The organism is Empedobacter sp. UBA3475 (genome assembly GCF_002378465.1).
Taxonomy (GTDB): domain Bacteria; phylum Bacteroidota; class Bacteroidia; order Flavobacteriales; family Weeksellaceae; genus Empedobacter; species Empedobacter falsenii_B.
This window is the reverse complement of record NZ_DFRA01000026.1, coordinates 1-20,547: the sequence shown is the minus strand read 5'-3', so window position 1 is coordinate 20,547 and position 20,547 is coordinate 1. Positions and strand designations below refer to the sequence as shown.

General features: G+C 31.2%; 19 protein-coding genes. 11 read left to right on the top strand and 8 right to left on the bottom strand.

Annotation, left to right across the window (positions count from 1 at the left end; genetic code table 11):
* Positions 1 to 125 precede the first annotated feature (125 nt).
* Positions 126 to 1,304 carry a thiolase family protein gene (locus tag B3I31_RS05595; protein ID WP_115001279.1) on the bottom strand — a complete coding sequence of 393 codons (1,179 nt, stop codon included), beginning with the start codon at positions 1,302 to 1,304 and terminating at the stop codon, positions 126 to 128.
* A 193-nt stretch (positions 1,305 to 1,497) separates the two neighbouring features.
* On the opposite strand from B3I31_RS05595, the gene B3I31_RS05590 reads away from it, so the two are divergent.
* The 3 genes from B3I31_RS05590 to B3I31_RS05580 all read left to right on the top strand — a co-directional run bounded on the left by B3I31_RS05590 (position 1,498) and on the right by B3I31_RS05580 (position 4,402).
* Positions 1,498 to 2,802, top strand: coding sequence for a M28 family metallopeptidase (locus B3I31_RS05590; protein WP_291049058.1), 1,305 nt, complete (start codon positions 1,498 to 1,500; stop codon positions 2,800 to 2,802).
* Between the two features lie 463 nt (positions 2,803 to 3,265).
* Entirely contained in the window at positions 3,266 to 3,838 is a 573-nt protein-coding gene (locus B3I31_RS05585; protein ID WP_291087743.1) for a hypothetical protein, read from the top strand.
* 117 nt (positions 3,839 to 3,955) lie between these two features.
* Positions 3,956 to 4,402, top strand: coding sequence for a hypothetical protein (locus B3I31_RS05580; RefSeq protein WP_115001277.1), 447 nt, complete (start codon positions 3,956 to 3,958; stop codon positions 4,400 to 4,402).
* Between the two features lie 60 nt (positions 4,403 to 4,462).
* Here the strand turns inward: B3I31_RS05580 and B3I31_RS05575 are convergent, their stop codons facing one another.
* Positions 4,463 to 5,416: an isopenicillin N synthase family dioxygenase gene (locus B3I31_RS05575; RefSeq protein ID WP_125349043.1), complete on the bottom strand. Its 954-nt coding sequence runs from the start codon at positions 5,414 to 5,416 to the stop codon at positions 4,463 to 4,465.
* Positions 5,417 to 5,688: 272 nt separating this feature from the next.
* Here B3I31_RS05575 and B3I31_RS05570 point away from each other — a divergent pair, with 272 nt between their 5' ends.
* Positions 5,689 to 6,129 carry a hypothetical protein gene (locus tag B3I31_RS05570; protein WP_125349044.1) on the top strand — a complete coding sequence of 147 codons (441 nt, stop codon included), beginning with the start codon at positions 5,689 to 5,691 and terminating at the stop codon, positions 6,127 to 6,129.
* 57 nt (positions 6,130 to 6,186) lie between these two features.
* Positions 6,187 to 7,089, top strand: a complete 903-nt coding sequence (gene hemF, locus B3I31_RS05565) for an oxygen-dependent coproporphyrinogen oxidase (protein WP_115001274.1) — start codon at positions 6,187 to 6,189, stop codon at positions 7,087 to 7,089.
* Between the two features lie 43 nt (positions 7,090 to 7,132).
* On the opposite strand, the gene B3I31_RS05560 is transcribed toward hemF, so the two are convergent.
* Positions 7,133 to 8,578, bottom strand: a complete 1,446-nt coding sequence (locus B3I31_RS05560) for an RtcB family protein (protein WP_291050565.1) — start codon at positions 8,576 to 8,578, stop codon at positions 7,133 to 7,135.
* Positions 8,579 to 8,595: 17 nt separating this feature from the next.
* Positions 8,596 to 9,687 (bottom strand): slipin family protein, encoded by a 1,092-nt coding sequence (locus B3I31_RS05555; protein WP_219034698.1) that lies wholly within the window; start codon positions 9,685 to 9,687, stop codon positions 8,596 to 8,598.
* An 874-nt stretch (positions 9,688 to 10,561) separates the two neighbouring features.
* Between B3I31_RS05555 and B3I31_RS05550 the strand changes: the two genes are divergently transcribed.
* Positions 10,562 to 11,581: a helix-turn-helix transcriptional regulator gene (locus B3I31_RS05550; RefSeq protein ID WP_286495816.1), complete on the top strand. Its 1,020-nt coding sequence runs from the start codon at positions 10,562 to 10,564 to the stop codon at positions 11,579 to 11,581.
* A 40-nt stretch (positions 11,582 to 11,621) separates the two neighbouring features.
* Positions 11,622 to 12,371, top strand: coding sequence for a polysaccharide deacetylase family protein (locus B3I31_RS05545; RefSeq protein WP_286495817.1), 750 nt, complete (start codon positions 11,622 to 11,624; stop codon positions 12,369 to 12,371).
* Between the two features lie 66 nt (positions 12,372 to 12,437).
* Here B3I31_RS05545 and B3I31_RS05540 read toward each other — a convergent pair whose 3' ends face one another.
* Together B3I31_RS05540 and B3I31_RS05535 are read right to left on the bottom strand one after the other, a co-directional pair.
* The gene (locus B3I31_RS05540) at positions 12,438 to 12,779 is read right to left on the bottom strand and encodes a phage holin family protein (RefSeq protein WP_135836756.1); all 342 of its coding nucleotides are present in this window, start codon (positions 12,777 to 12,779) and stop codon (positions 12,438 to 12,440) included.
* 134 nt (positions 12,780 to 12,913) lie between these two features.
* Positions 12,914 to 14,449 (bottom strand): glycine--tRNA ligase, encoded by a 1,536-nt coding sequence (locus B3I31_RS05535; protein WP_219035232.1) that lies wholly within the window; start codon positions 14,447 to 14,449, stop codon positions 12,914 to 12,916.
* A 204-nt stretch (positions 14,450 to 14,653) separates the two neighbouring features.
* Here B3I31_RS05535 and B3I31_RS05530 point away from each other — a divergent pair, with 204 nt between their 5' ends.
* From B3I31_RS05530 to B3I31_RS05515, 4 genes are all read left to right on the top strand, one after another.
* On the top strand, positions 14,654 to 15,172 hold the full coding sequence (locus B3I31_RS05530) for a hypothetical protein (RefSeq protein WP_286495819.1): 519 nt from the start codon (positions 14,654 to 14,656) through the stop codon (positions 15,170 to 15,172).
* Positions 15,173 to 15,271: 99 nt separating this feature from the next.
* Positions 15,272 to 15,718 (top strand): HYC_CC_PP family protein, encoded by a 447-nt coding sequence (locus tag B3I31_RS05525; RefSeq protein ID WP_125349052.1) that lies wholly within the window; start codon positions 15,272 to 15,274, stop codon positions 15,716 to 15,718.
* 128 nt (positions 15,719 to 15,846) lie between these two features.
* Positions 15,847 to 18,099 carry a TonB-dependent receptor gene (locus B3I31_RS05520; RefSeq protein WP_286495820.1) on the top strand — a complete coding sequence of 751 codons (2,253 nt, stop codon included), beginning with the start codon at positions 15,847 to 15,849 and terminating at the stop codon, positions 18,097 to 18,099.
* Positions 18,100 to 18,121: 22 nt separating this feature from the next.
* Complete coding sequence (locus B3I31_RS05515) at positions 18,122 to 18,487, top strand: heavy-metal-associated domain-containing protein (RefSeq protein ID WP_221856639.1); 366 nt, start codon at positions 18,122 to 18,124, stop codon at positions 18,485 to 18,487.
* 67 nt (positions 18,488 to 18,554) lie between these two features.
* Here the strand turns inward: B3I31_RS05515 and dnaJ are convergent, their stop codons facing one another.
* A complete protein-coding gene (dnaJ, locus tag B3I31_RS05510; protein ID WP_286495821.1) occupies positions 18,555 to 19,679 on the bottom strand; it encodes a molecular chaperone DnaJ in 1,125 nt (374 codons plus the stop codon).
* A 14-nt stretch (positions 19,680 to 19,693) separates the two neighbouring features.
* The gene (locus B3I31_RS05505; protein ID WP_286495822.1) at positions 19,694 to 20,251 is read right to left on the bottom strand and encodes a nucleotide exchange factor GrpE; all 558 of its coding nucleotides are present in this window, start codon (positions 20,249 to 20,251) and stop codon (positions 19,694 to 19,696) included.
* Positions 20,252 to 20,547 lie beyond the last annotated feature (296 nt).

Below are 20,547 nucleotides of genomic sequence, written 5' to 3'. Positions count from 1 at the left end.
AAAAGGTTTTTAAGCCAATTATAATAAATGTCGAATGTTTTTCAGATTTTTTACAAGTATTTTAATTTCAAAAGATAAAAAAGCGTCTACAGATTAGACGCTTTCATCGTGTATTTGATCTAAAATTAGATTTTTTCGATAATCATTGCAGATGCTCCACCGCCACCATTACAGATAGCTGCACCACCAATTTTTCCTCCGTTTTGCTCTAAAACATTTAATAATGTAACCAAAATTCTTGATCCAGAATTTCCAAGTGGATGACCAATAGAAACCGCACCACCATTTACATTGACTTTAGAAGCATCAAGGTTTAATAATTTAGTATTTGCAATTCCAACAACTGAAAACGCTTCGTTAAATTCCCAGAAATCAACATCAGCAGCTGTCATATTTGCTTTTTTCAATAATTTTTCAACCGCTTTAGCTGGTGCAGTTGTAAATTTTGAAGGTTCTTGAGAAGCATCAGCATAAGCAATAACTTTTGCAAGAGGTTTTAATCCTAATTCGTTTGCTTTATCTAAAGACATTAATACTAAAGCAGAAGCTCCATCATTAATTGTAGAAGCATTTGCAGCAGTTACAGTTCCGTCTTTAGAGAAAACAGCGCGCAAACCTGGAACTTTATCAAAGTTTACATTTTTATATTCTTCGTCTTCTTTAAAAATAACTGGTTCTCCTTTGCGTTGAGGAATTTCTACAGGAACAACTTCGTTGTCAAATTTTCCAGCAGCCCAAGCAGCAGCAGATTTTTTGTAAGAATTAATTGCAAACTCATCTTGCTCTTCACGAGAAATATTGAACTCAGTTGCACAAGTATCTCCGAAAAGTCCCATCATTTCTTTGCTGTAGTAATCTTGTAAACCATCGTTCACAATTCCATCTAACAAAACAGTATTTCCGTATTTATTTCCAGTTCTTGCATTTGGTGAATAGAAAGGAACCATCGACATGTTTTCCATTCCTCCAGCAACTACAACATCTGCGTCACCTAAACGAATTGCTTGTGTAGCAAACATTACAGCTTTCATACCAGAGGCACAAACTTTGTTTACCGTTGTTGCAGGAATTGTATTTGGTAAACCTGCTTTTATCATTGCTTGCTTAGCAGGTGCTTGTCCTTCACCAGCTTGCAATACATTTCCCATATATACTTCATCAACCAAAGATCCATCTAAGTTGATTTTATCTAAAGCTCCTTTAATAGCTGTTGCGCCTAAATCTGTAGCTGGAACGTTAGATAAACTTCCCAAAAAAGATCCCATTGCTGTACGAACAGCTGAAACTATTACGACTTCTTTCATTTAATTTGTGATTTGTTGTTTTTATTATGATAACTTAATAATGCAAGATATAAAATTTATAGTAGTATTAATTTGATTTACTTTTTAAAGATTTTTTAAATTTGTTATTGACTTAATATAGATAATTGATTTTTTTTGTTAAAATGATAATTATCTTAGAATAGAATATTTTTTGAAGAATAAAATGATTAAAATGCTGAAGAATAAAATGATATTATTTGGTTTGATTTCGTGTTTTGTAATTACAATCGGAAATGCGCAAACCTTTGATCAAAAATATTTTAAATCAATTTTAGATTCGCTTACGTCAAATTCGTTTGCTGGCAGAGGTTATGTAGAAAATGGAATGACAAATGCTGGAATTTATTTACAAAACGAATTTCAAAAAAATGGATTGAAGTCTTTTTCTAATCGTTATAATCAAACATTTACTTTTCCGATTAATATTATCAAAGATGCAAAACTGAAAATTAATGGAAAAGAATTAAAATATGGAATTGATTTTATTGTAAAACCAATTTCTAAATCAATTTCGAAAACCAATTCACCTTTTTATATTTTTGACACAAAAGCCTATGTGGAATCTTTTCAGTCGAAAGATAAAACGAGGGATTTTATTGTGAAAGATGATGAATCGCAAAAAGGAAAACATATTATTTTGCCGCCTTTAGTGACTTCTGTAGATTCTATTCAGAAATATTACAAACAATGGGCGAATATTTATGAGAAAAATGAAAATAAAAATCGAGCGATTTTTAGATTTACATCAGATAAATTGACTTCAAGTCTTAGTCAACGACAATCTTCTATTTCAGAATTTATTATTTCGGATAAATTTTATTCTAAAAATTTAAAAATAAACGATTATTCTATTGATTCAGAGTTAAATAATTCATTCGAAGCAAATAATATAATTGGTTACATTGACGGAAAGAACAATGATAGCGTAATTGTGATTTCTGCTCATTATGATCATTTAGGGAAAGTTGGACAAACTATTTTTCCTGGAGCGAGTGATAATGCGAGCGGAACTGCAATGATGATGGCGCTGATGAAGTATTATTCAAAACATCAGCCTAATTATAGAACAGTTTTTATGGCTTTTGCAGGTGAAGAAGCGGGGATTTTAGGCGCAGATTATTATGTTAATCATCCTCTTTTTCCATTGAATCAAATCAAATTTTTAGTCAATTTAGATATTATGGGAGCGGGCGATCAAGGAATTCAAGTTGTGAATGGTAAAGTTTTTAAAAATCAATTTGAAAAATTAGTTGAATTCAATCAAACAAATAAATACCTAAAAGAAGTTAAAATTCGAGGAGAATCGTGTAATTCCGATCATTGTCCGTTTTATTTGAAAGGTGTTCCGTCGTTTTTTATTTACACATTAGGAGGAAAAGGTTTTTATCATGATCCCAATGATACAGCTGAAAGTTTGGATTTGAGTTCCTCTGAAAAAGTATATAATTTGTTGAAAGCTTTTATTGATAAGCTATAAAAAAATAATCCGTTCAAAGTGAACGGATTACTAACCAACCTAAACTACTATAAAAAACTCTAAAAAGTAAAAAGAGTGCGAGTAATTCCAAACTTCATAAATCAATTTCGTTATACTCGTTGTTACTCTTTGTCTTACTATCTATGAATAAATTATTTGACACTGCAAATGTCTAACTTTTATGTCTTGTTTGGAAAAATTGTAAAAGATTTTATTTATAATAGTTATAGAGAATATTTATAATAAACGTTTGTTGTCGGATATTAAACTTTGTATTAATTTGTTAAAAATAAACAATAATAGTTAAAGTGTAATTGTATGAAAGCGTACTTTAACACCTTTTTAACTATTTGTTTACGAAAATATGATGAAATGATAAGATTTGAAATCTTTTCAACTAAATTTGATTTTTGAATCGTAAAGACTTCATAAATTTAAACAAATTTTAAACCAAAACGCCAAAATGAGACTTTTTTTATTGGTTTTTTCCTTACATATTGCGTTATTTGTTGATGCGCAAAATGTTAACCCAAATCAAATTCGAACAAAAATTTACGATACTATTTTACAAGATATCCAAAAACAAAGTTTAGAATTTCCGAACAAAAAAATTGTGGTAGATCCTACGATTAATAAGTTTGAAGATTATAAAATGGACGAATTTGGGCTGAAATTAGATTCGGCGAAATATCTACAAGACACTTCAATTTGTTCTAAATTAACAACCTATAAATGCGTTTCGAAATTTGAGATTGATAATTATTCGATTACCAATGTTTACAAAGATGAAGCAGATGCGTTATATCCTGACTTTTATGGGATTTATGCACCAATCGATTCGTGGTACAATTTGATTTATTATGCGGCTGTTAATCATTTTGAGAAGGATAGAGAATTTCAATTTAACGTCTTAATTCCAGTTCGAAATGTGCAAATGAAAAATAAAACGATGAAGGAAAAAATGTTCTTTTATAACGTTTTGTTTGATGAGCAATTTAAGATTCTAAAATTTGAAAAATTATTATTAAAACATTAAAATTCAATCAGAAAAGTTGTAAATTAGCAAGACTCAAATTTTTAATTGATGTTAAACGTTAGCGCTTATATAGACGAGCTTTTGCAGTTATCAAAAGGCAATTTACGGATTTGCCGTATGAATTGGTGGCTTTTAAAATACGAAGATGAATTTGAGAAAGCAATAGAACAAACGTCTTGTAAAAAGTGGCAAAGATGGCTTTATAATGGAGAACATCCATATCCATGTGTTTGTCCAAAGCGCGAAAAATTATGCGTTTTTATCGATTTATATCGTGAATTGGATCGTTTGACACAAGTGCAACGTTTAGAGAATTTTTTTCACGAATATTTTCAAAAATTTGAGTTGATTAAAGATTCAAAAGAATCTTTAAAAAATTGGATGAATGATATTCGTCCAACGATTTCCTCTATTTATTTATTATTGGATAAGAATGATAATCTAAAAATTAGATTTTATAATTCGGATCCAGTTTTGGAAGTGAATATCAATAAAAATGATTATAAATACACTTTGTTGTGTTTGGATATTTTTAACTACAACATGTATGTAAGAGGCATGTAAATGAAAAGAGAGTTGACAAAATCAACTCTCTTTTTTATGAAATAATAGATTAAATATGGCTTATTTAATTAAACCAATTTCTCTTAAACGCTGAGTCAAGAAATCTCCAGCTGTAATATCTTCAAATTGTTTTGGATTTTCTTCTGTTACACAATCTTCTAAAACAGATAAATCCATTTCAGAAACTGGATGCATAAAGAATGGAATAGAAAAACGAGATGTTCCCCATAATTCTTTCTCTGGATTAACCACTTGGTGAATTGTTGATTTTAATCTGTTGTTTGTGTGACGAGATAACATATCACCAACATTAATCACCAATTCGTCGTCAGCAGCAATAGCATCAACCCAAGTTCCATCGTGACGTTGCACTTGTAATCCACGACCTTGCGCTCCCATTAACAATGTAATCAGGTTAATATCACCGTGGGCACCAGCACGAACTGCATCTTTAGGCTCTTCTGTGATAGGAGGATAGTGAATTGCTCTCAAAATAGAGTTTCCGTTTTTTACTTTATCATCAAAGTAAAACTCGTCTAAACCTAAGAATAAAGCCAAAGCACGTAAAACGTAAACTCCTGTTTTTTCTAATTGTTTGTATGTTTCTTCACCATAAGTGTTAAAACCTGGAACTTCATTTACATCAACATTTTCTGGATAGTTGTATTTCGCTTTATCTTCTTCAGATAAATACTGTCCAAAATGCCAAAATTCTTTCAAGTCACCAACGGTTCTACCTTTTGCATGTTCGTTACCGAAAGCTGTATAACCGCGTTGACCACCAATTCCTTCAACTACATAACTTTGTTTTGTTTCTGTAGGTAAAGCGTAAAATTCGCGAACGCTTTTATATAAATTTTCAACTAATTCGTCAGATAAAAAATGTCCTTTCAAAGCAACGAATCCTATTTCTTCGTATGCTTTACCAATTTCGTTGACAAATTTTTGTTTTCTTGCAGGATCATCAGATAAAAAGTCTGCTAAATTAACCGATGGAATTCCGTTTTGTGACATTTATATTTTTTATAAAATTTCTTCTGCAAAGGTATAGAAAGATTTCTTTTGTGAATAATATTGTTAATAACTTTTTTAATCAACTGTTGGTTTGATGCAAAACTAAGTCGTTTAAATGGTTCTAATTGTTTAAAATATTAATTATAAGTAAAATATGATTTTAAACATAGGTTTTGATAATTTCTATCTTGATAAATATAATTTATTAAAATTACATTATAAATAGTTATTAATAATAGTTGTTTTAAATAATATGAATTAATTTTAAGAATATGAAGAAATATTTATTTGTATTTTTTGTTTGTATTAGCATAATGTTGTTTTCACAAGAGTCTATAAAAACTCCTTTGATATATCTAAGTTGTAAAAAAGTTGAACAGAAGGGAAATGAGGAGTTGAATAAATGTTTTAAACAAAATTTTAGAAAAGATTTTTATAAAATGGTAAGTACGGAATTAAGGTCGAGAAACTTAATTACAAATTATCTTCTTAAAGCTGAATTCAATTTTACTTTTGATGAAAATGGTGTAATTTCTATTTCTGATTTTGAAGGAAGTGAGGATACGAAAGATATCTTAGAAAAGTCTTTATTTAGATTAAATGAGAGAATTAAAGGAGGTAAATATAAAATTATTCCAGCAAAGAATAATGAAGGGAAATTTATAAAAACCACTATAAAAGTTCCATTTCAATATGCATTTGTGAGAAGTTAATTATTAATCTTCTTTCTAATCGTTATCAATCATTCTATATTTGCAAAAATATTTATGATGAAAGATCAATTTTTTCAATATATACAAGACTTACAAAATAAAATTATTACTAAACTTGAACAAGTTGATGGTAAAGCTAAATTTTTAAGAGATAGTTGGGAACGCGAAGAAGGCGGCGGAGGTCTTTCATGTGTTTTAACTGACGGAGCTGTTTTTGAGAAAGCTGGCGTTAATATTTCAAAAGTTTATGGAGAATTACCAGAAACAATGCAAAAAGCGTTAAATGTTTCGTCAGGTAAATTTTTTGCTTGTGGATTGAGTTTGGTTATTCATCCAACAAGTCCACATATTCCGACGACTCATGCGAATTGGAGATATTTCGAAATGTATGATAAAGATGGAAATATTGTCGATCAATGGTTTGGAGGAGGTCAAGATTTAACACCGTATTATTTGGATGAAGAAGATGTGATGCATTGGCATACAATCTGTAAAAAAAGTTGTGATGCGCATGATGTGGCTTTTTATCCGAAGTATAAAGAGGAATGTGATAAATATTTTTGGAATACTCATCGTGAAGAAGCCCGTGGAATAGGAGGTTTGTTTTTTGATTACTTGAAACCAACTTCAGAAAAAACAGTTGAACAATGGTATGATTTTGTAACGGAAGTAGGAAACTCATTTTTAGAAGCGTATATTCCGATAGTTGAAAAGCACAAAAATGATGAATTTTCTGATGAACAAAAGGAATGGCAAGAAATTAGAAGAGGTCGTTATGTGGAATTTAATCTAATTCATGATAGAGGAACTTTATTTGGTTTGAAAACAAATGGACGAATAGAATCTATTTTGATGAGTTTGCCAAAACATGTACAATGGCACTATAATCACCAACCAGAAGAAGGTTCGGAAGAATATAAATTAGTCGATGTTTTGAAACATCCAAAAGATTGGATTTAATCAATAAAATATAAAATGCCTGAACATTTGTTCAGGCATTTTTTTAATCTTCTCTCGATCCGTCATCTGCCATTCTGACCATTTTAGGTGTAAAAGTAGCCACAACATCAACCAGATCTTGTTGTGCAGCCATTACTTCGTGAATATCTTTATACGCCATCGGCGCTTCATCTTTTCCGCCTCCAATTAGTGTAATTCCAAAATCATTCAAATAATCGTTTATCTTGTTTTGTGATAATGATTTAATTGCTTGTGTTCGGCTCATCTTTCGACCAGCACCATGAGAAGCCGAATGAATAGAATTTTCTTCACCTTTTCCGCGAACCAAAAATCCTGGCGCAGTCATTGAACCTGGAATAATTCCCATCACATCTTTAGAAGCTGGTGTTGCACCTTTTCGATGAACAATTACTTCTTCGCCATTGTAAATTTCTTTCCAAGCAAAATTATGATGATTTTCTACTTTAGCTAAAACTTCTGCACCGATAGATTTTTTAATTTTTTGATGAATAATTTCGTGACAAGCCGAAGCATATTCACCAGCCAAATTCATCGTAATCCAATATTCTTGACCTTCTGCAGAATCCAAATCCAAATAAGCTAAATTTTGTGCTTTATAAGGAAGTTTACAAATTTCTTTTGCAATTTTTGTATAATGTCCAGCGATTGTAGCACCGAAACCTCTCGATCCAGAATGCGTTAATAACGCTAAATACGAACCTTTTTTGATGTTCAGTTTCTTATCATCTTCTTTGAAATCAATCAGACCAAATTCTACAAAATGATTTCCTCCTCCAGAAGAACCCAATTGCGACCACGCTTTATCTTTTAAATTTTGAATAAATGAATTTGTTTCGAATTTTGCATCATCCAAAATCTGATGTTCGGCTTTGTATTGACCATGAAAACCATGTCCTGCACCAAACTTTGTGTTTTTTATTAAAGTTTTTTTTAAAGAATCATGATGCTTAAAATAATAAGAAGCAGGTAAATCATAAATCGATAAAGCCATTCTACATCCAATATCAACGCCGACACCATAAGGAATAATTGCATTTTTTGTTGCTAAAACTCCGCCAATCGGTAAACCATAACCTTGATGAGCATCTGGCATTATTGCGCCGGCAACTGTTACAGGAAGTTTCATGGCTACTTTCATTTGTTCTAAAGCACCATCTTCAATATTTTTTGCACCATAAATGTTGAAATCGTTCGGATTTTCATTCAATTCAATTAAGTTTTCATCTTGTTGAGGTAAATGAATTCCATTGATAAAACCATTTGCAAGCGTTTTGAAAATTTTATCTTCTAAGAAATCTTGTGGCGAAGACAAAACTTGCGCATATTTATCAAGCATTTCGGCTTTTGTATAACCATTTCTTTTTCGGTTAATTTTTAAGGCAATTCCTAAAATTTCATTCTCAGGATAACCCAAGGCAATCAAATCAATTCCATTAATTGGTTTGTTTTGTTGTTCGGTTGTTTTCATATAATTTGGTTAGAATATTATTTTGTAAACATTGTTTTTAGTTCATTTAATACATTCGACCCACCAGAAATTGAGATTTCTCCTACTTTATCAGCAATTTTTTCGATGTATTCCATCTCTTTCAATTTCCATAATGTTTCGTTTTCTTCCATTAATTTTGCTGTATTCAACAAGCTTCTTGTTGAAGCAGTTTCCTCACGACGCGTAATCGAATTAGCTTGAGCCGTTTTTTCGGCAATCAAAACACGGTTCATAATTTCTCTTATTTCTCCAGGAAGAATAATGTCTTTCATACCTGCGTCAATCAATTTTAGACCAATTTCTTGGAATTCAGCTTGATATTTTTGAATGATATAATTCGTTACCGAATTTTTATCTGACATCAAATCATCAAAATTCATGTTTCCAATAAATTCTCTCAAACCTAATTGAATCGCTTGATAAATCATTTTTTCGAAATCTTTGTTCGATTGATAAGCGTTTAACAAATCAGTAATTTGATAATTTACCATAAAATTGATTCGTAATTGCGCTTTATCTTTCGTCAAAATTTCTTGTCCCGAAATTTCAATTGTTTGCGGACGCATATCAAAAGATACCATCGAGATTTTAACTTCGTTGTTGTAAAATAGGTATTCACCAGCTTTTAAAACCGAATCAAATTCATTGTCTTTAAATAAAATTCCTTCGAAATATGGCGCAACAGAAATGATACGAATTGCACCAGCTTTTCTCAAAATATCAATTTCTCTTTTTGTTAAATTCTTAATTTCGTCAGTAGAATTCAAGTCAAATTTTATAGCTTTTAATTGAGTCGAATTTTTCCAAATCATCACGTTTTTATTGTAAAAAGAATCATAGATTTGATTGTTTTTGTAAATAATCAACACTTCGTTATGTAATACTTCGATAAAATCTACCATATTTTTTAATGTTTCATTTTCCAAAATCATTGCGTGGAATTTTTCATCAATTATTTCGTTGATGTTTAATTTTTCGATGTTTTTATTAAAGAAAATCCAATAATTTCCTTTTGAGTAAATTTTATCTACTTCGTTATTTTTGATATAGATTCCAATTTCTTGGTTGTTAATTGCTAATTTTTTCATTTTATTATTTTTTATAGGTTTTTACTATTTTTTTTGTCATTCTGAGCCTGTCGAAGAATCTTTATTATGAGATACTGAAACGAGTTCAGGATGACTATTTTTTAATTCTATTCTCGATACAATTTTTCTTTATTTTCATTTCGAAAAATTACTCGAATTGACGAATTATTGTCATTCTGAGTTTATCGAAGAATCTTTTTTTTAAATTTTCTAATAAAAAAGCTAAATCATTTTCCTTTTTTAAAACGGAATTTGAAGTTTGAGCAGCTTCTTTTGATTTCTTACTTTTAACTTTTTTCAAATCATTTTGACTTGATTTTTTATTTTTAAACTTTTGAAATCAATCATCAACTAAAGTTTCAAATTCAGGTTTTGAGCAAGTTTTTGATCTTATTTCAAATTCATTTCAACGAAATAAATTCTTTATTCGAAAAGAAAACTTTTTAGCTTTTTTGTTTCTAATGGTGCCTTTTTCAGGCGATAAATACAGATTAAAAGTCTGTTACTAGAGCCGAATTCTAGTGCGTTAAACCAATACTCATTTATTAAATAAGTGAAGGAGTCGAACCTTCTGCGCGTTTGTTTTAATTATTCAGAATAGAAGTGATGAAGCATTTTCTACTACAATGCTATACTGAAACATTTGTTAAGGAACAATTAAAATCGTTTGGTTGTTAAACCTTTGACAAAGTTGGAGTAGAAGTGTGCGAATGAATTGCGCAATAAAATATTTTTTCGAAATAATTTGTAAATGATGATGAATAGAGGATTTTATATTGAAAATATTTTGAATAAAAGTTGAAGTGAAAATTTCTACGCAAATAGATTGCGTACTTTGATTTGAAATTTGTAGTATTGAAGAAAGAAATCAACCATGGCAACCAATAAAATTGCATTAATACGTTATCAAACGATCGATAAATGTCTTCAAAATCATTTCAGAAAATGGAGATTAGAAGATTTAATAGAAAAAGTTTCGGAAGCTTTGTATGAATACGAAGGAATAACTTCTGGCGTTTCGAAACGTACAATTCAGGGCGACATTCAGGTGATGCGAAGTGATAAATTGGGTTATAATGCGCCAATTGTTGTTCGAGAAAAAAAGTTTTATGAATATAAAGATCATGATTATTCGATCCATAATTCGCCTGTTTCGTCTGCAGATTTAGATAAAATGAAAGAAGTGATTTCGGTGATGAAACAATTGAATGGGTTTAATTATTTTGATGATATGAACGAGATTATTACTCGTCTCGAAAATAATTTATCCAAGCAAACTCATCAACAACCAAATTATATTCAGTTCGAAGAAAATCCATTATTAAAAGGTTTAGAACATTTGAACCGGTTGTATCAAGCAATTGTAAAGAAACAACCTTTGCTGATTTCGTATCAATCTTTTACCTCAAAAAGTAAAGAGCCAAAACAACAAGTTTATTATCCGTATTTGTTGAAAGAATACCGTAATCGCTGGTTTTTATTAGCTAAATCGAGAAAAGATAAAAATTTGTATACGTTGGCTTTGGATAGAATTGTTGAGTTTTATGAATTGGCAAATGAACCTTTTGTCGATGAGCAAGAAATTAATTTTGATACGTATTATAACAATGCGATTGGTGTAACGAAAAGTGTGAAAGAAAGAGAGCAGCGTGTTGTTTTTCGTGTGAATAAAAAATTAGCGCCTTATGTGGTGACAAAACCAATTCATGCGACGCAAAAAGTGTTGGAAGTGACGGACGAAGGAACTTTATTTTCGATAGAAGTTGTACATAATTTTGAGTTGGAACGAGAACTTTTAGGATTTGGAGAAGAAATAGAAATTCTTGCTCCAAGATTAGTGAAAAAAAGAATCAAAACACGATTAGAAAGAGCATTAGAAAAATATAAAAAATAGAATTTCTTTCATACATTTAATTCATTAAAAATTAACTTAAATGATATGGAATAAAAGAATAATGACACTTTTGAGTGTCTTTTTATTAATCTTCTCGACAAGTTCGTTTGCACAGAAAGCGAGTGATTTTGTGAAGAAATATATCTATTTAACTTTTGATGATGGGCCTTTGAATGGAAGTGAAAATATTGATGAGGTTTTCAAAAATGAGAAGTTAAAAGTGACTGTTTTTCTTGTTGGAGAACATGTGGAGAAAAATAAAACAATGACGAATTATTTTAAATATTACGAAGATAATCCGTACATCGAAGAATGTAATCATAGTTGGACGCATGCGAATGATCAATACAAAAAGTTTTATAGTAACGAGCAAACGTCGGTTGAGGATATTTTGAAAAACCAATCGATACTAAAATTACAAGATAAAATTGTTCGTTTACCAGGAAGAAACATGTGGAGATTGGACGGAAAATCGAAGAATGATGGAGCTTCTGGTGTACAAACGGCTGATGGTTTAGCAAAGTTGGGTTATAAAGTTATTGGTTGGGATTTGGAATGGACGCATCATGGAAAAGATGGAACACCGGTGCAATCTGTTCAAACGATTTATAAACAAATTGTTAATCAATTAGAATCGAATAAAACCTTTACAAATAATAATATAGTTGTGTTAATTCATGATGAGATGTTTCAGAATAAATGGGAAGAGTCCGAATTGAAACAATTGGTTGATCTTCTTAAAAAACATGATAACTATATTTTTGAGCAAATAAAATTTTATCCTCAATAAAACTTTTATAAAATACAAAAGCTGTCCAATTTTGGACAGCTTTTTATATGTAATAATCTGTATAAATTAGTCTCCCATCATTCCTCCAACTAAAGAATTGACAATTGCTAAAACAATACCAAATAATAATGCATACCAGAATCCGTCCACATGGAAACTATCTCCCATAATTGCACTTGCTAATAAGATAATGATTGCTGTAATCACAAAAGAAAATAATCCTAATGTTAAGATTGTTACAGGTAAACTAATAAAGTTTAAAACTGGTTTTACAACAGCATTTAAAAGTCCAATAACAAGTGCAACAATAATCGCAGAACCATATCCTTTTACAGATACTCCAGGTAAAATGTTAGCAAGTCCGAAAACAACTAATGCTGATACCAAAAGATTAATAATAAAGCCCATAATTTGTATTTTTTAGATTAATATATCTAAATTAAAATCAAAAGCTTTGCCAAATTGTTAAAAATTTTAATAAAAATAAAAAAAGCTCAGAAATTTCTGAGCTTTAGTATTATTGTATTGAGAAGATATTCTTTTTATAATTGTTCAAAAAGATATTTCATGTTGACTTCTTTGTCGATAATTTGAGCTAACTCATTAATATTAACACGTTTTTGCTCCATTGTATCACGGTAACGTAAAGTAACAGAATTATCGTTTAATGAATCGTGGTCAACAGTGATACAGAAAGGTGTTCCAATCGCATCCATACGACGGTAACGTTTACCGATAGTATCTTTTTCTTCGTACATTACGTTGTAATCTAAACGTAATTTCTTCAAAATTTCTTTCGCTAATTCTGGTAAACCATCTTTCTTTACCAATGGTAAAACAGCAGCTTTAATTGGCGCTAATGCAGCTGGTAAAGATAATACAACACGTTCTGATCCATCTTCTAAAACTTCTTCTTTCAATGAATTTGAGAAAACTGCTAAGAACATACGATCCAAACCTACAGAAGTTTCTACAACATAAGGTGTGTATGATTCGTTTGTTTCGTTATCGAAATATTGAATTTTTTTACCTGAATGTTGTTCGTGTGCTTTCAAATCGAAATCTGTACGTGAGTGAATTCCTTCTAATTCTTTGAATCCGAATGGGAATTTAAACTCAATATCAGCAGCAGCATTTGCATAGTGCGCTAATTTTTCGTGGTCGTGGAAACGATAATTTTCATTTCCTAAACCTAAAGTTTGATGCCAACGTAAACGTGTTTCTTTCCATTTTTCGTACCATTCTAATTCAGTTCCTGGTTTTACGAAAAATTGCATTTCCATTTGTTCAAACTCACGTTGACGGAAAATAAATTGACGTGCAACAATCTCATTACGGAAAGCTTTACCAATCTGAGCAATTCCGAAAGGTAATTTCATACGTCCAGATTTTTGTACGTTCAAGTAATTTAAGAAAATACCTTGAGCCGTTTCTGGGCGTAAATATAAATCCATTGCTTGATCTGCTGTTGCTCCTAATTTTGTTCCGAACATCAAGTTGAATTGACGAACTTCTGTCCAATTTTTAGAACCAGTTACAGGATCAGCAATTTCTAATTCTTCAATCAAAGCTTTTATATCGTCTAAATCTTCGTTTTCCAAAGATTTTCCCATGCGCGCTAAAATTGTATTGATTTGATTTTGATATTCTACAACACGAGGATTTGTCGCAACAAATTGATCTTTATCAAAAGCATCACCGAAACGTTTTGCAGCTTTCGCAACTTCTTTCTCTATTTTACCTTCAATTTTTGCACAATGATCTTCAATTAAAACATCGGCACGGTAACGTTTTTTAGAATCTTTGTTATCAATCAAAGGATCATTAAACGCGTCAACGTGGCCCGAAGCTTTCCAAGTAGTAGGGTGCATAAAAATAGCAGAATCAATGCCGACAATGTTTTCGTGCATTTGTACCATTGCTTTCCACCAATATTGTTTGATGTTATTTTTTAGCTCAGCTCCGTTTTGACCATAATCGTAAACGGCTGATAATCCATCATAAATCTCACTCGATTGAAAAATGAAACCATATTCTTTCGCATGAGAAACTACTTTCTTGAAAATATCTTCTGACATAATTAATTGTGTGTTCTTATTTAAAGTGCAATTTTAGTGATTTTTGATGACTATTGAGGTATATTTTGATAAAATCGTAAGGCTTTAATCGCTTATTCTATTTTTTGAGAAGATTATTAACAAAATGATTGATTTTACTATTCGAGTTATTTCAATTTCAATCAAAAAAAACATACTTTTAAATCATTAAAAAATGATAACCTTATGAAAAAGTTTATTCTTCCTATTCTATTATTAAGTTTTGTTACAAGTTGTAATTCTAATAATTCATCTAGTTCATCAACAGAAAATAAAATTGAAAGTGAAGTGAAAGATTCGGTTAAAGAATCGGATGTTAATTATAATGTTGCGCTTGATTTTATGAATAATTATGTTGATTATATCATGGATACAATTGTTAAAATAAACGAAGATGAGTATATCAAGCAAAATGAATTGTTGACGCAAAGTTTTAAAGATCGATACAAATTTGTGCAAGATTCTGCTTTTAAAGTTGAGCCAGAAGTTGGGTTGGATTTTGATCCAATTGTCGATGGACAAGATTTTCCTGATAAAGGATTTAAAATAAAATCGATTGATAAAGCAACAGGTTTAGTGACTTTGCAAGGGATAGATTGGCAAAATTTTGAAGTTGTTTTGAAAATTGTTAACGAAAACGATAAATCGTTGGTAAATGGTTCTGGGATTATTAATATTCCGACGAACAAACAGGCAAGAAGATAAAGTGATGAAAACTGAAAATTCTATAAGAAACTTTGAAAATGATATAAATTTCAGTTTGTTTTGATTTGAATTTTTTGTTTATTTTTGTCCAACATGAAAATGCAACATTACATAAAGTATGTTTTGTCGGTGGTTTTGATTTTTTCAAATCTTAGCTACGCATTTTCTATGCATTTTTGTCAAGGAGTGGTGGAGCAAGTGAAGTTGAATCATTTGGATAATAATTCGCACGAAATGGGAGTTTCTACTTCGTGTTGTCCTCCAAAAACAGAAAAAAAACATTGCGAATTACCGGAAAACAATAAATCTAAAAAAGATGATTGCTGTAAGGATATTTCATATTCGGATAAGTTTGTAGAAAAGCAAACTGTCAAAATTCAAAAACTTATTCCGATTAGTTTTATAGTTTCTGAAATTCTTCAAATTAGAATTCCGATTCAAGATGAAGAGGTGAGCAATCAATCTAGTTTCCTTGATTTTTATGTTGCGTCAAATGCACCGCCAAATTATATACTCAATTCTCAGTTAACATTTTACGAAGGGTAATACCCGTTTATTTTTTGATTAAATTAATCAGAAAACAATACGCTATTATCTAAATATTAAAGTATTTGATGAAAATCTAATCAACAAGTACACAATAATAAATAGGCATTGAGCCTTAAATCGTAAAAATGAAAAAAATATTCACTTCAGTATTTATACTAAGTGCTGCGTTTTCTTACGCACAATCTACTTTAAAAGGAAAAATTACAGATCAAAATCAACAACCAATCGTTGGAGCAGAAGTGTTTTGGCAATCGTCAGATATTACTGTTATTACAGATGAAAAAGGAAACTTTGAGATCGAAAATTATCAACCAACCTCAATTTTAGGTGTTTTTTATGACAATGAAACAACAACTTTTAAGGAATTAAAAGACGAATTTCAGAATATCACCATCAATGTAAAAGATCATTTTGGGGATACTTCGTTGAATGAAGTTGTGGTTCGTGATACAAGTAGTTCGCTTAAAAAATCGAAGTTTGCAACCAATATGACGACAATGACTGGAAAAGAATTGTTGAAAGCAGCATGTTGTAATTTAGCTGAATCTTTCGAGACAAATCCTTCTATTGATGTCAATTTTTCGGATGCTGTAATGGGAAATAAGCAAATTAAAATGTTGGGTTTAACCTCTCCTTATATTTTGATTGCAGAAGAAAATATACCAAATGTTCGTGGAGCTTCGCAAGCTTTTGGGCTTAGTTTTACGCCAGGAACTTGGGTAGAAAGTATTCAGGTGACGAAAGGTGCGGGAACGGTGATTAATGGTTATGAAAGTATTTCTGGGCAGATTAATACAGAATTAATCAAACCTTCAAATGATATTCCGTTGTTTGTGAATCTTTATGGTTCTACAGATTCGCGCTTCGAAGGGAATGTGCATTTGAACAAAAAATTGAATGATAAATGGAGTACTTCTTTGTTTATGCATGGAAATGCACGCGTTTCGAAGAATGATATGAACGATGATGGGTTTTTAGATAATCCGCTTGGACATCAAGTTAATGTGATGAATCGTTGGCAATATCAAAACTTAGAAAAAGGTTGGGTTGGATTTTTATCTGCAAGATATTTGAATGATACAAAACAAGCAGGACAAGTTGATTTTGATAAAGATCGTGATAAATTAACAACAAATTATTGGGGGTCAGAAATCAATACAAATCGTGTGGATGTTTCGTCAAAAATTGGGTATGTTTTTCCAGAAATGCCTTATCAAAGTATGGGATTACAAACGGCGTTTAGCTATCATAAACAAGATTCTTACTTTGGATTGAATCAATATGATATTGAGCAACAAAGTTTTTATTCCAACTATATTTTCAGTTCGATTATTAGCAATACAAAAAATAAATTCTCTACAGGAGCGAGTTTTACGTATAATAAATTCAAGGAATTTGTAGCGCTTCCGATTGATGCGAATTATGATCGAATTGATAATTCTGCAGGAGCATTTTTCGAATATACGTTTGATAATATGAAGAATTTCAATATGATTGCTGGGCTTCGTGGAGATTATCATAATCGAATGGGATTTTTCTTAACACCTCGTTTGCATACACGTTATACACCTGTAAAAGGAACAACAATAAAAGCATCGGTTGGTCGTGGAAAACGAATCAATAATATATTTGCAGAAAATCAGAATTTATTTGCTTCTTCAAGACAATTTAATATTTTGGGCGATGGAAATGGAAAAATATATGGTTTAGATCCAGAAATTGCATGGAATTATGGATTTAGCGTAACTCAAGAATTCAAATTATTTGGAAAAAATGCTGATGTTACAGCAGATTTTTATCGAACAGATTTCGAAAATCAAATTGTGACGGATATCGATTATTCAGCGCGCCAAGTTAGGTTTTATAATTTAGAAGGAGATTCGTATGCAAATTCGTTCCAATTCGATTTTAATTATAATCCATTTACGCATTTCAAAATTAGAGCATCATACAAATATTATGATATAGCAACCGATTATGAAAACGGAAAATTAGAACGTCCATTGCAAGCGAAGCATCGTTTCTTTACAAATCTTGAATATGAAACACATGAAAGAAATGGAAGAAATTGGCGTTTTGATGCGACGTATAATTGGATTGGAAAACAGCGTTTACCAAATACATCAGATAATTTGCCAGAAAATCAGTTGAATGAATATTCGAATCCATTTGGGACAATTAATTTCCAGATTACACGTGTTTTTTCAAAACATTTTGAAGTATATATTGGAGGAGAAAATGTAACGAATTATCAACAACATCGCGTAATTTTAGGAGCAGATAATCCTTTTGGTTCAAATTATTTCGATAGTTCGATTGTTTATGCACCAATTTTTGGACAAATGTATTACGCTGGATTAAGATTTAGTTTAAAATAAAAATCATAAAAAATATAAAATAATGAAAAAATTATTAGCCTTTGCTTTGGTTGCGACTTTAGGAATTAGCGCACAAGCACAAAATAAAAATGCGAAACACGATTTACACGTTAAAGGAAATTGTGGACAATGTAAAGACCGTATTGAAAGAGCGGCTTATGGTGTAAAAGGCGTAAAATCTGCTGAATGGGATAGTAATACGCAAAATTTACATATTATATTGAATGAAAAAAAGAGTAAAGTGGATGATGTAGAAAACGCTGTAGTAGCGGTTGGACACGATACTGATAATAAACGTGCAGAAGAAAAAGTGTACGGAAGTTTACCTTCTTGTTGTTCGTATGATCGTGAAGGTTCAGCTGGGGAAGCTAACACGCATAGTCATTAAAAGATTTTAAAATATAAAAAAATCCATCTCATTTGAGATGGATTTTTTTATATCATTTGATTTTCAATTACTGAAACATATCTTTCACACGTTCAAAGAATGATTTTTCATTTTTCGAAGGTTCTGGTGAGAAATGATCATCGTCTCTCATTTTTTCAAAATACGCTTCTTGATCTTTCGATAAATGAGTTGGTGTCCAAATGTTAACATGCACAAATAAATCACCTTTTCCGTAACCGTTCAAATCTGGTAAACCTTGACCTTTTAAACGTAATACTTTTCCTGATTGAGTTCCTTTGTCAACTTTAATTTTCACTTTTCCGTTAACCGTCGGAATTTCTTTCGAAGCACCTAAAACAGCATCAGGAATAGAAACATACAAATCAAAATGTAAGTTGTTTCCATCACGTTTTAATGTATCGTGTTCTTCTTCTTCAATCAAAACAAGTAAATCACCAGGAATACCATCAAAAGGCGCATCGTTACCTTTTCCACGAACTTGTAATTGAATTCCTTCTCTTGCTCCAGCAGGAATTTTAAGATCGATTGTTTCCTCAACTTTGATTAATCCTTGATTATTTGCTCCCGAAGGAATTTTGTCTGCAACTTTTCCTACTCCTTGACATGTTCCACAAGTTGTAGCAGTTTGCATTTGTCCTAAAAATGTGTTGGTAACACGAACTTGTTGTCCAGAACCGCCACAAGATGGACATGTTTTAGATGTAACGCCATCTGCTTGTTTAAAACGTTTAACTTTTACTTTCTTTTCGCAACCGTTAACCATTTCTTCTAAGTTCAATTTTACGCGAATACGCAAATCAGAACCTTTCATTCGACGTGGACCACGAGATTGACCTCCAAATCCACCACCGAATCCTCCGCCTCCAAAGATATCGCCGAAATGAGAGAAAATATCTTCCATATTCATTCCGCCGCCACCGCCGAATCCTGCGCCAGCAGCTCCGCCCATTCCTGCATGTCCGAATTGGTCGTAACGTGCACGTTTGTTGTCGTCGCTTAAAACTTCGTAAGCTTCTGCAGCTTCTTTAAATTTATCTTCTGCCTCTTTGTCACCAGGATTTTTGTCAGGGTGATATTTGATGGCAAGTTTACGATAGGCTTTCTTGATATGCTCTGATGTTGCAGATCTTTCGACCTGCAATATTTCGTAATAATCTCTTTTTGATGACATTTTCTTAATCTAAATTATAATCCAACAACAACTTTAGCGTAGCGAACTACCACATCATTTAATAAATAACCCGTTTCTACAACGTCTACAATTTTTCCTTTTAAATCCTCTGTTGGAGCAGTAATTTGAGTAATTGCTTCGTGTAAATCAGTATTGAAATCGTCTCCAGCTTTAGTTTCCATTTCTTTCAAACCTTTTGCACGTAACGTTTCTACTAATTTATTATTGATTAATTCAACACCTTGATGTAAGCTGTCGTCTCCAGACTTTTCAATTTGATTTAAAGCGCGTCCAAAATCGTCTAAAACAGGCAATAAAGACGTAATAACTTCTTTATTTGCTGTCTTGAAAATGTCCATGCGTTCGCGCGAAGTACGTTTTTTGAAGTTGTCAAACTCTGCAAATAAGCGTAAATATTGGTCTTTTTCTTTTGCTAATTGTTCCTTAACAATTTCTAATTCTGACTTTCCAGCAGTTTCTTCTTGTGGTTGTTCTACAGTGTTATCACTCTCTTGAACGTTTTCTTGAAGATTCTCGTTCTCTAATTCTTCGTGTATATTTTGGTCAGACATATTCTTATTAGTTTTTTTGTTTCTGATTGAATCAAATAGTTTGCCAATGCCCATTATGTGTCGTTTTGTCAGATTTTAAATAAAAAAGAAGCACTTCTGTCGCGAGAAGTGCTTCGGTAAATGTATAAAGTTTTTTTTGATTTGAGTTTTACTTTGAGGATGCGAAGTTGAAATGAATTCAACTTGACAAAGAGCGTATAAAAAAACATTTTATTCTTTACAATTATCTTAGCCTGTCTTTTTGTCTTTCCATTTTTTTGGAAAAAAATTAGTATAACCCGTTGTGCATTTTGATT

What these genes read in the sequence shown, in the direction of transcription:
- B3I31_RS05560 (WP_291050565.1), bottom strand. Translation starts at nt 8,578, where the DNA reads ATGAAAACAACCGAACAACAAAACAAACCAATTAATGGAATTGATTTG.
- B3I31_RS05525 (WP_125349052.1), top strand. Translation starts at nt 15,272, where the DNA reads ATGCAACATTACATAAAGTATGTTTTGTCGGTGGTTTTGATTTTTTCA.
- B3I31_RS05585 (WP_291087743.1), top strand. Translation starts at nt 3,266, where the DNA reads ATGAGACTTTTTTTATTGGTTTTTTCCTTACATATTGCGTTATTTGTT.
- B3I31_RS05575 (WP_125349043.1), bottom strand. Translation starts at nt 5,416, where the DNA reads ATGTCACAAAACGGAATTCCATCGGTTAATTTAGCAGACTTTTTATCT.
- dnaJ (WP_286495821.1), bottom strand. Translation starts at nt 19,679, where the DNA reads ATGTCATCAAAAAGAGATTATTACGAAATATTGCAGGTCGAAAGATCT.
- B3I31_RS05590 (WP_291049058.1), top strand. Translation starts at nt 1,498, where the DNA reads ATGCTGAAGAATAAAATGATATTATTTGGTTTGATTTCGTGTTTTGTA.
- B3I31_RS05555 (WP_219034698.1), bottom strand. Translation starts at nt 9,687, where the DNA reads ATGAAAAAATTAGCAATTAACAACCAAGAAATTGGAATCTATATCAAA.
- B3I31_RS05515 (WP_221856639.1), top strand. Translation starts at nt 18,122, where the DNA reads ATGAAAAAATTATTAGCCTTTGCTTTGGTTGCGACTTTAGGAATTAGC.
- B3I31_RS05505 (WP_286495822.1), bottom strand. Translation starts at nt 20,251, where the DNA reads ATGTCTGACCAAAATATACACGAAGAATTAGAGAACGAGAATCTTCAA.
- B3I31_RS05535 (WP_219035232.1), bottom strand. Translation starts at nt 14,449, where the DNA reads ATGTCAGAAGATATTTTCAAGAAAGTAGTTTCTCATGCGAAAGAATAT.
- B3I31_RS05540 (WP_135836756.1), bottom strand. Translation starts at nt 12,779, where the DNA reads ATGGGCTTTATTATTAATCTTTTGGTATCAGCATTAGTTGTTTTCGGA.
- B3I31_RS05595 (WP_115001279.1), bottom strand. Translation starts at nt 1,304, where the DNA reads ATGAAAGAAGTCGTAATAGTTTCAGCTGTTCGTACAGCAATGGGATCT.
- B3I31_RS05530 (WP_286495819.1), top strand. Translation starts at nt 14,654, where the DNA reads ATGAAAAAGTTTATTCTTCCTATTCTATTATTAAGTTTTGTTACAAGT.
- B3I31_RS05545 (WP_286495817.1), top strand. Translation starts at nt 11,622, where the DNA reads ATGATATGGAATAAAAGAATAATGACACTTTTGAGTGTCTTTTTATTA.
- B3I31_RS05580 (WP_115001277.1), top strand. Translation starts at nt 3,956, where the DNA reads ATGAATTGGTGGCTTTTAAAATACGAAGATGAATTTGAGAAAGCAATA.
- B3I31_RS05520 (WP_286495820.1), top strand. Translation starts at nt 15,847, where the DNA reads ATGAAAAAAATATTCACTTCAGTATTTATACTAAGTGCTGCGTTTTCT.
- hemF (WP_115001274.1), top strand. Translation starts at nt 6,187, where the DNA reads ATGAAAGATCAATTTTTTCAATATATACAAGACTTACAAAATAAAATT.
- B3I31_RS05550 (WP_286495816.1), top strand. Translation starts at nt 10,562, where the DNA reads ATGGCAACCAATAAAATTGCATTAATACGTTATCAAACGATCGATAAA.
- B3I31_RS05570 (WP_125349044.1), top strand. Translation starts at nt 5,689, where the DNA reads ATGAAGAAATATTTATTTGTATTTTTTGTTTGTATTAGCATAATGTTG.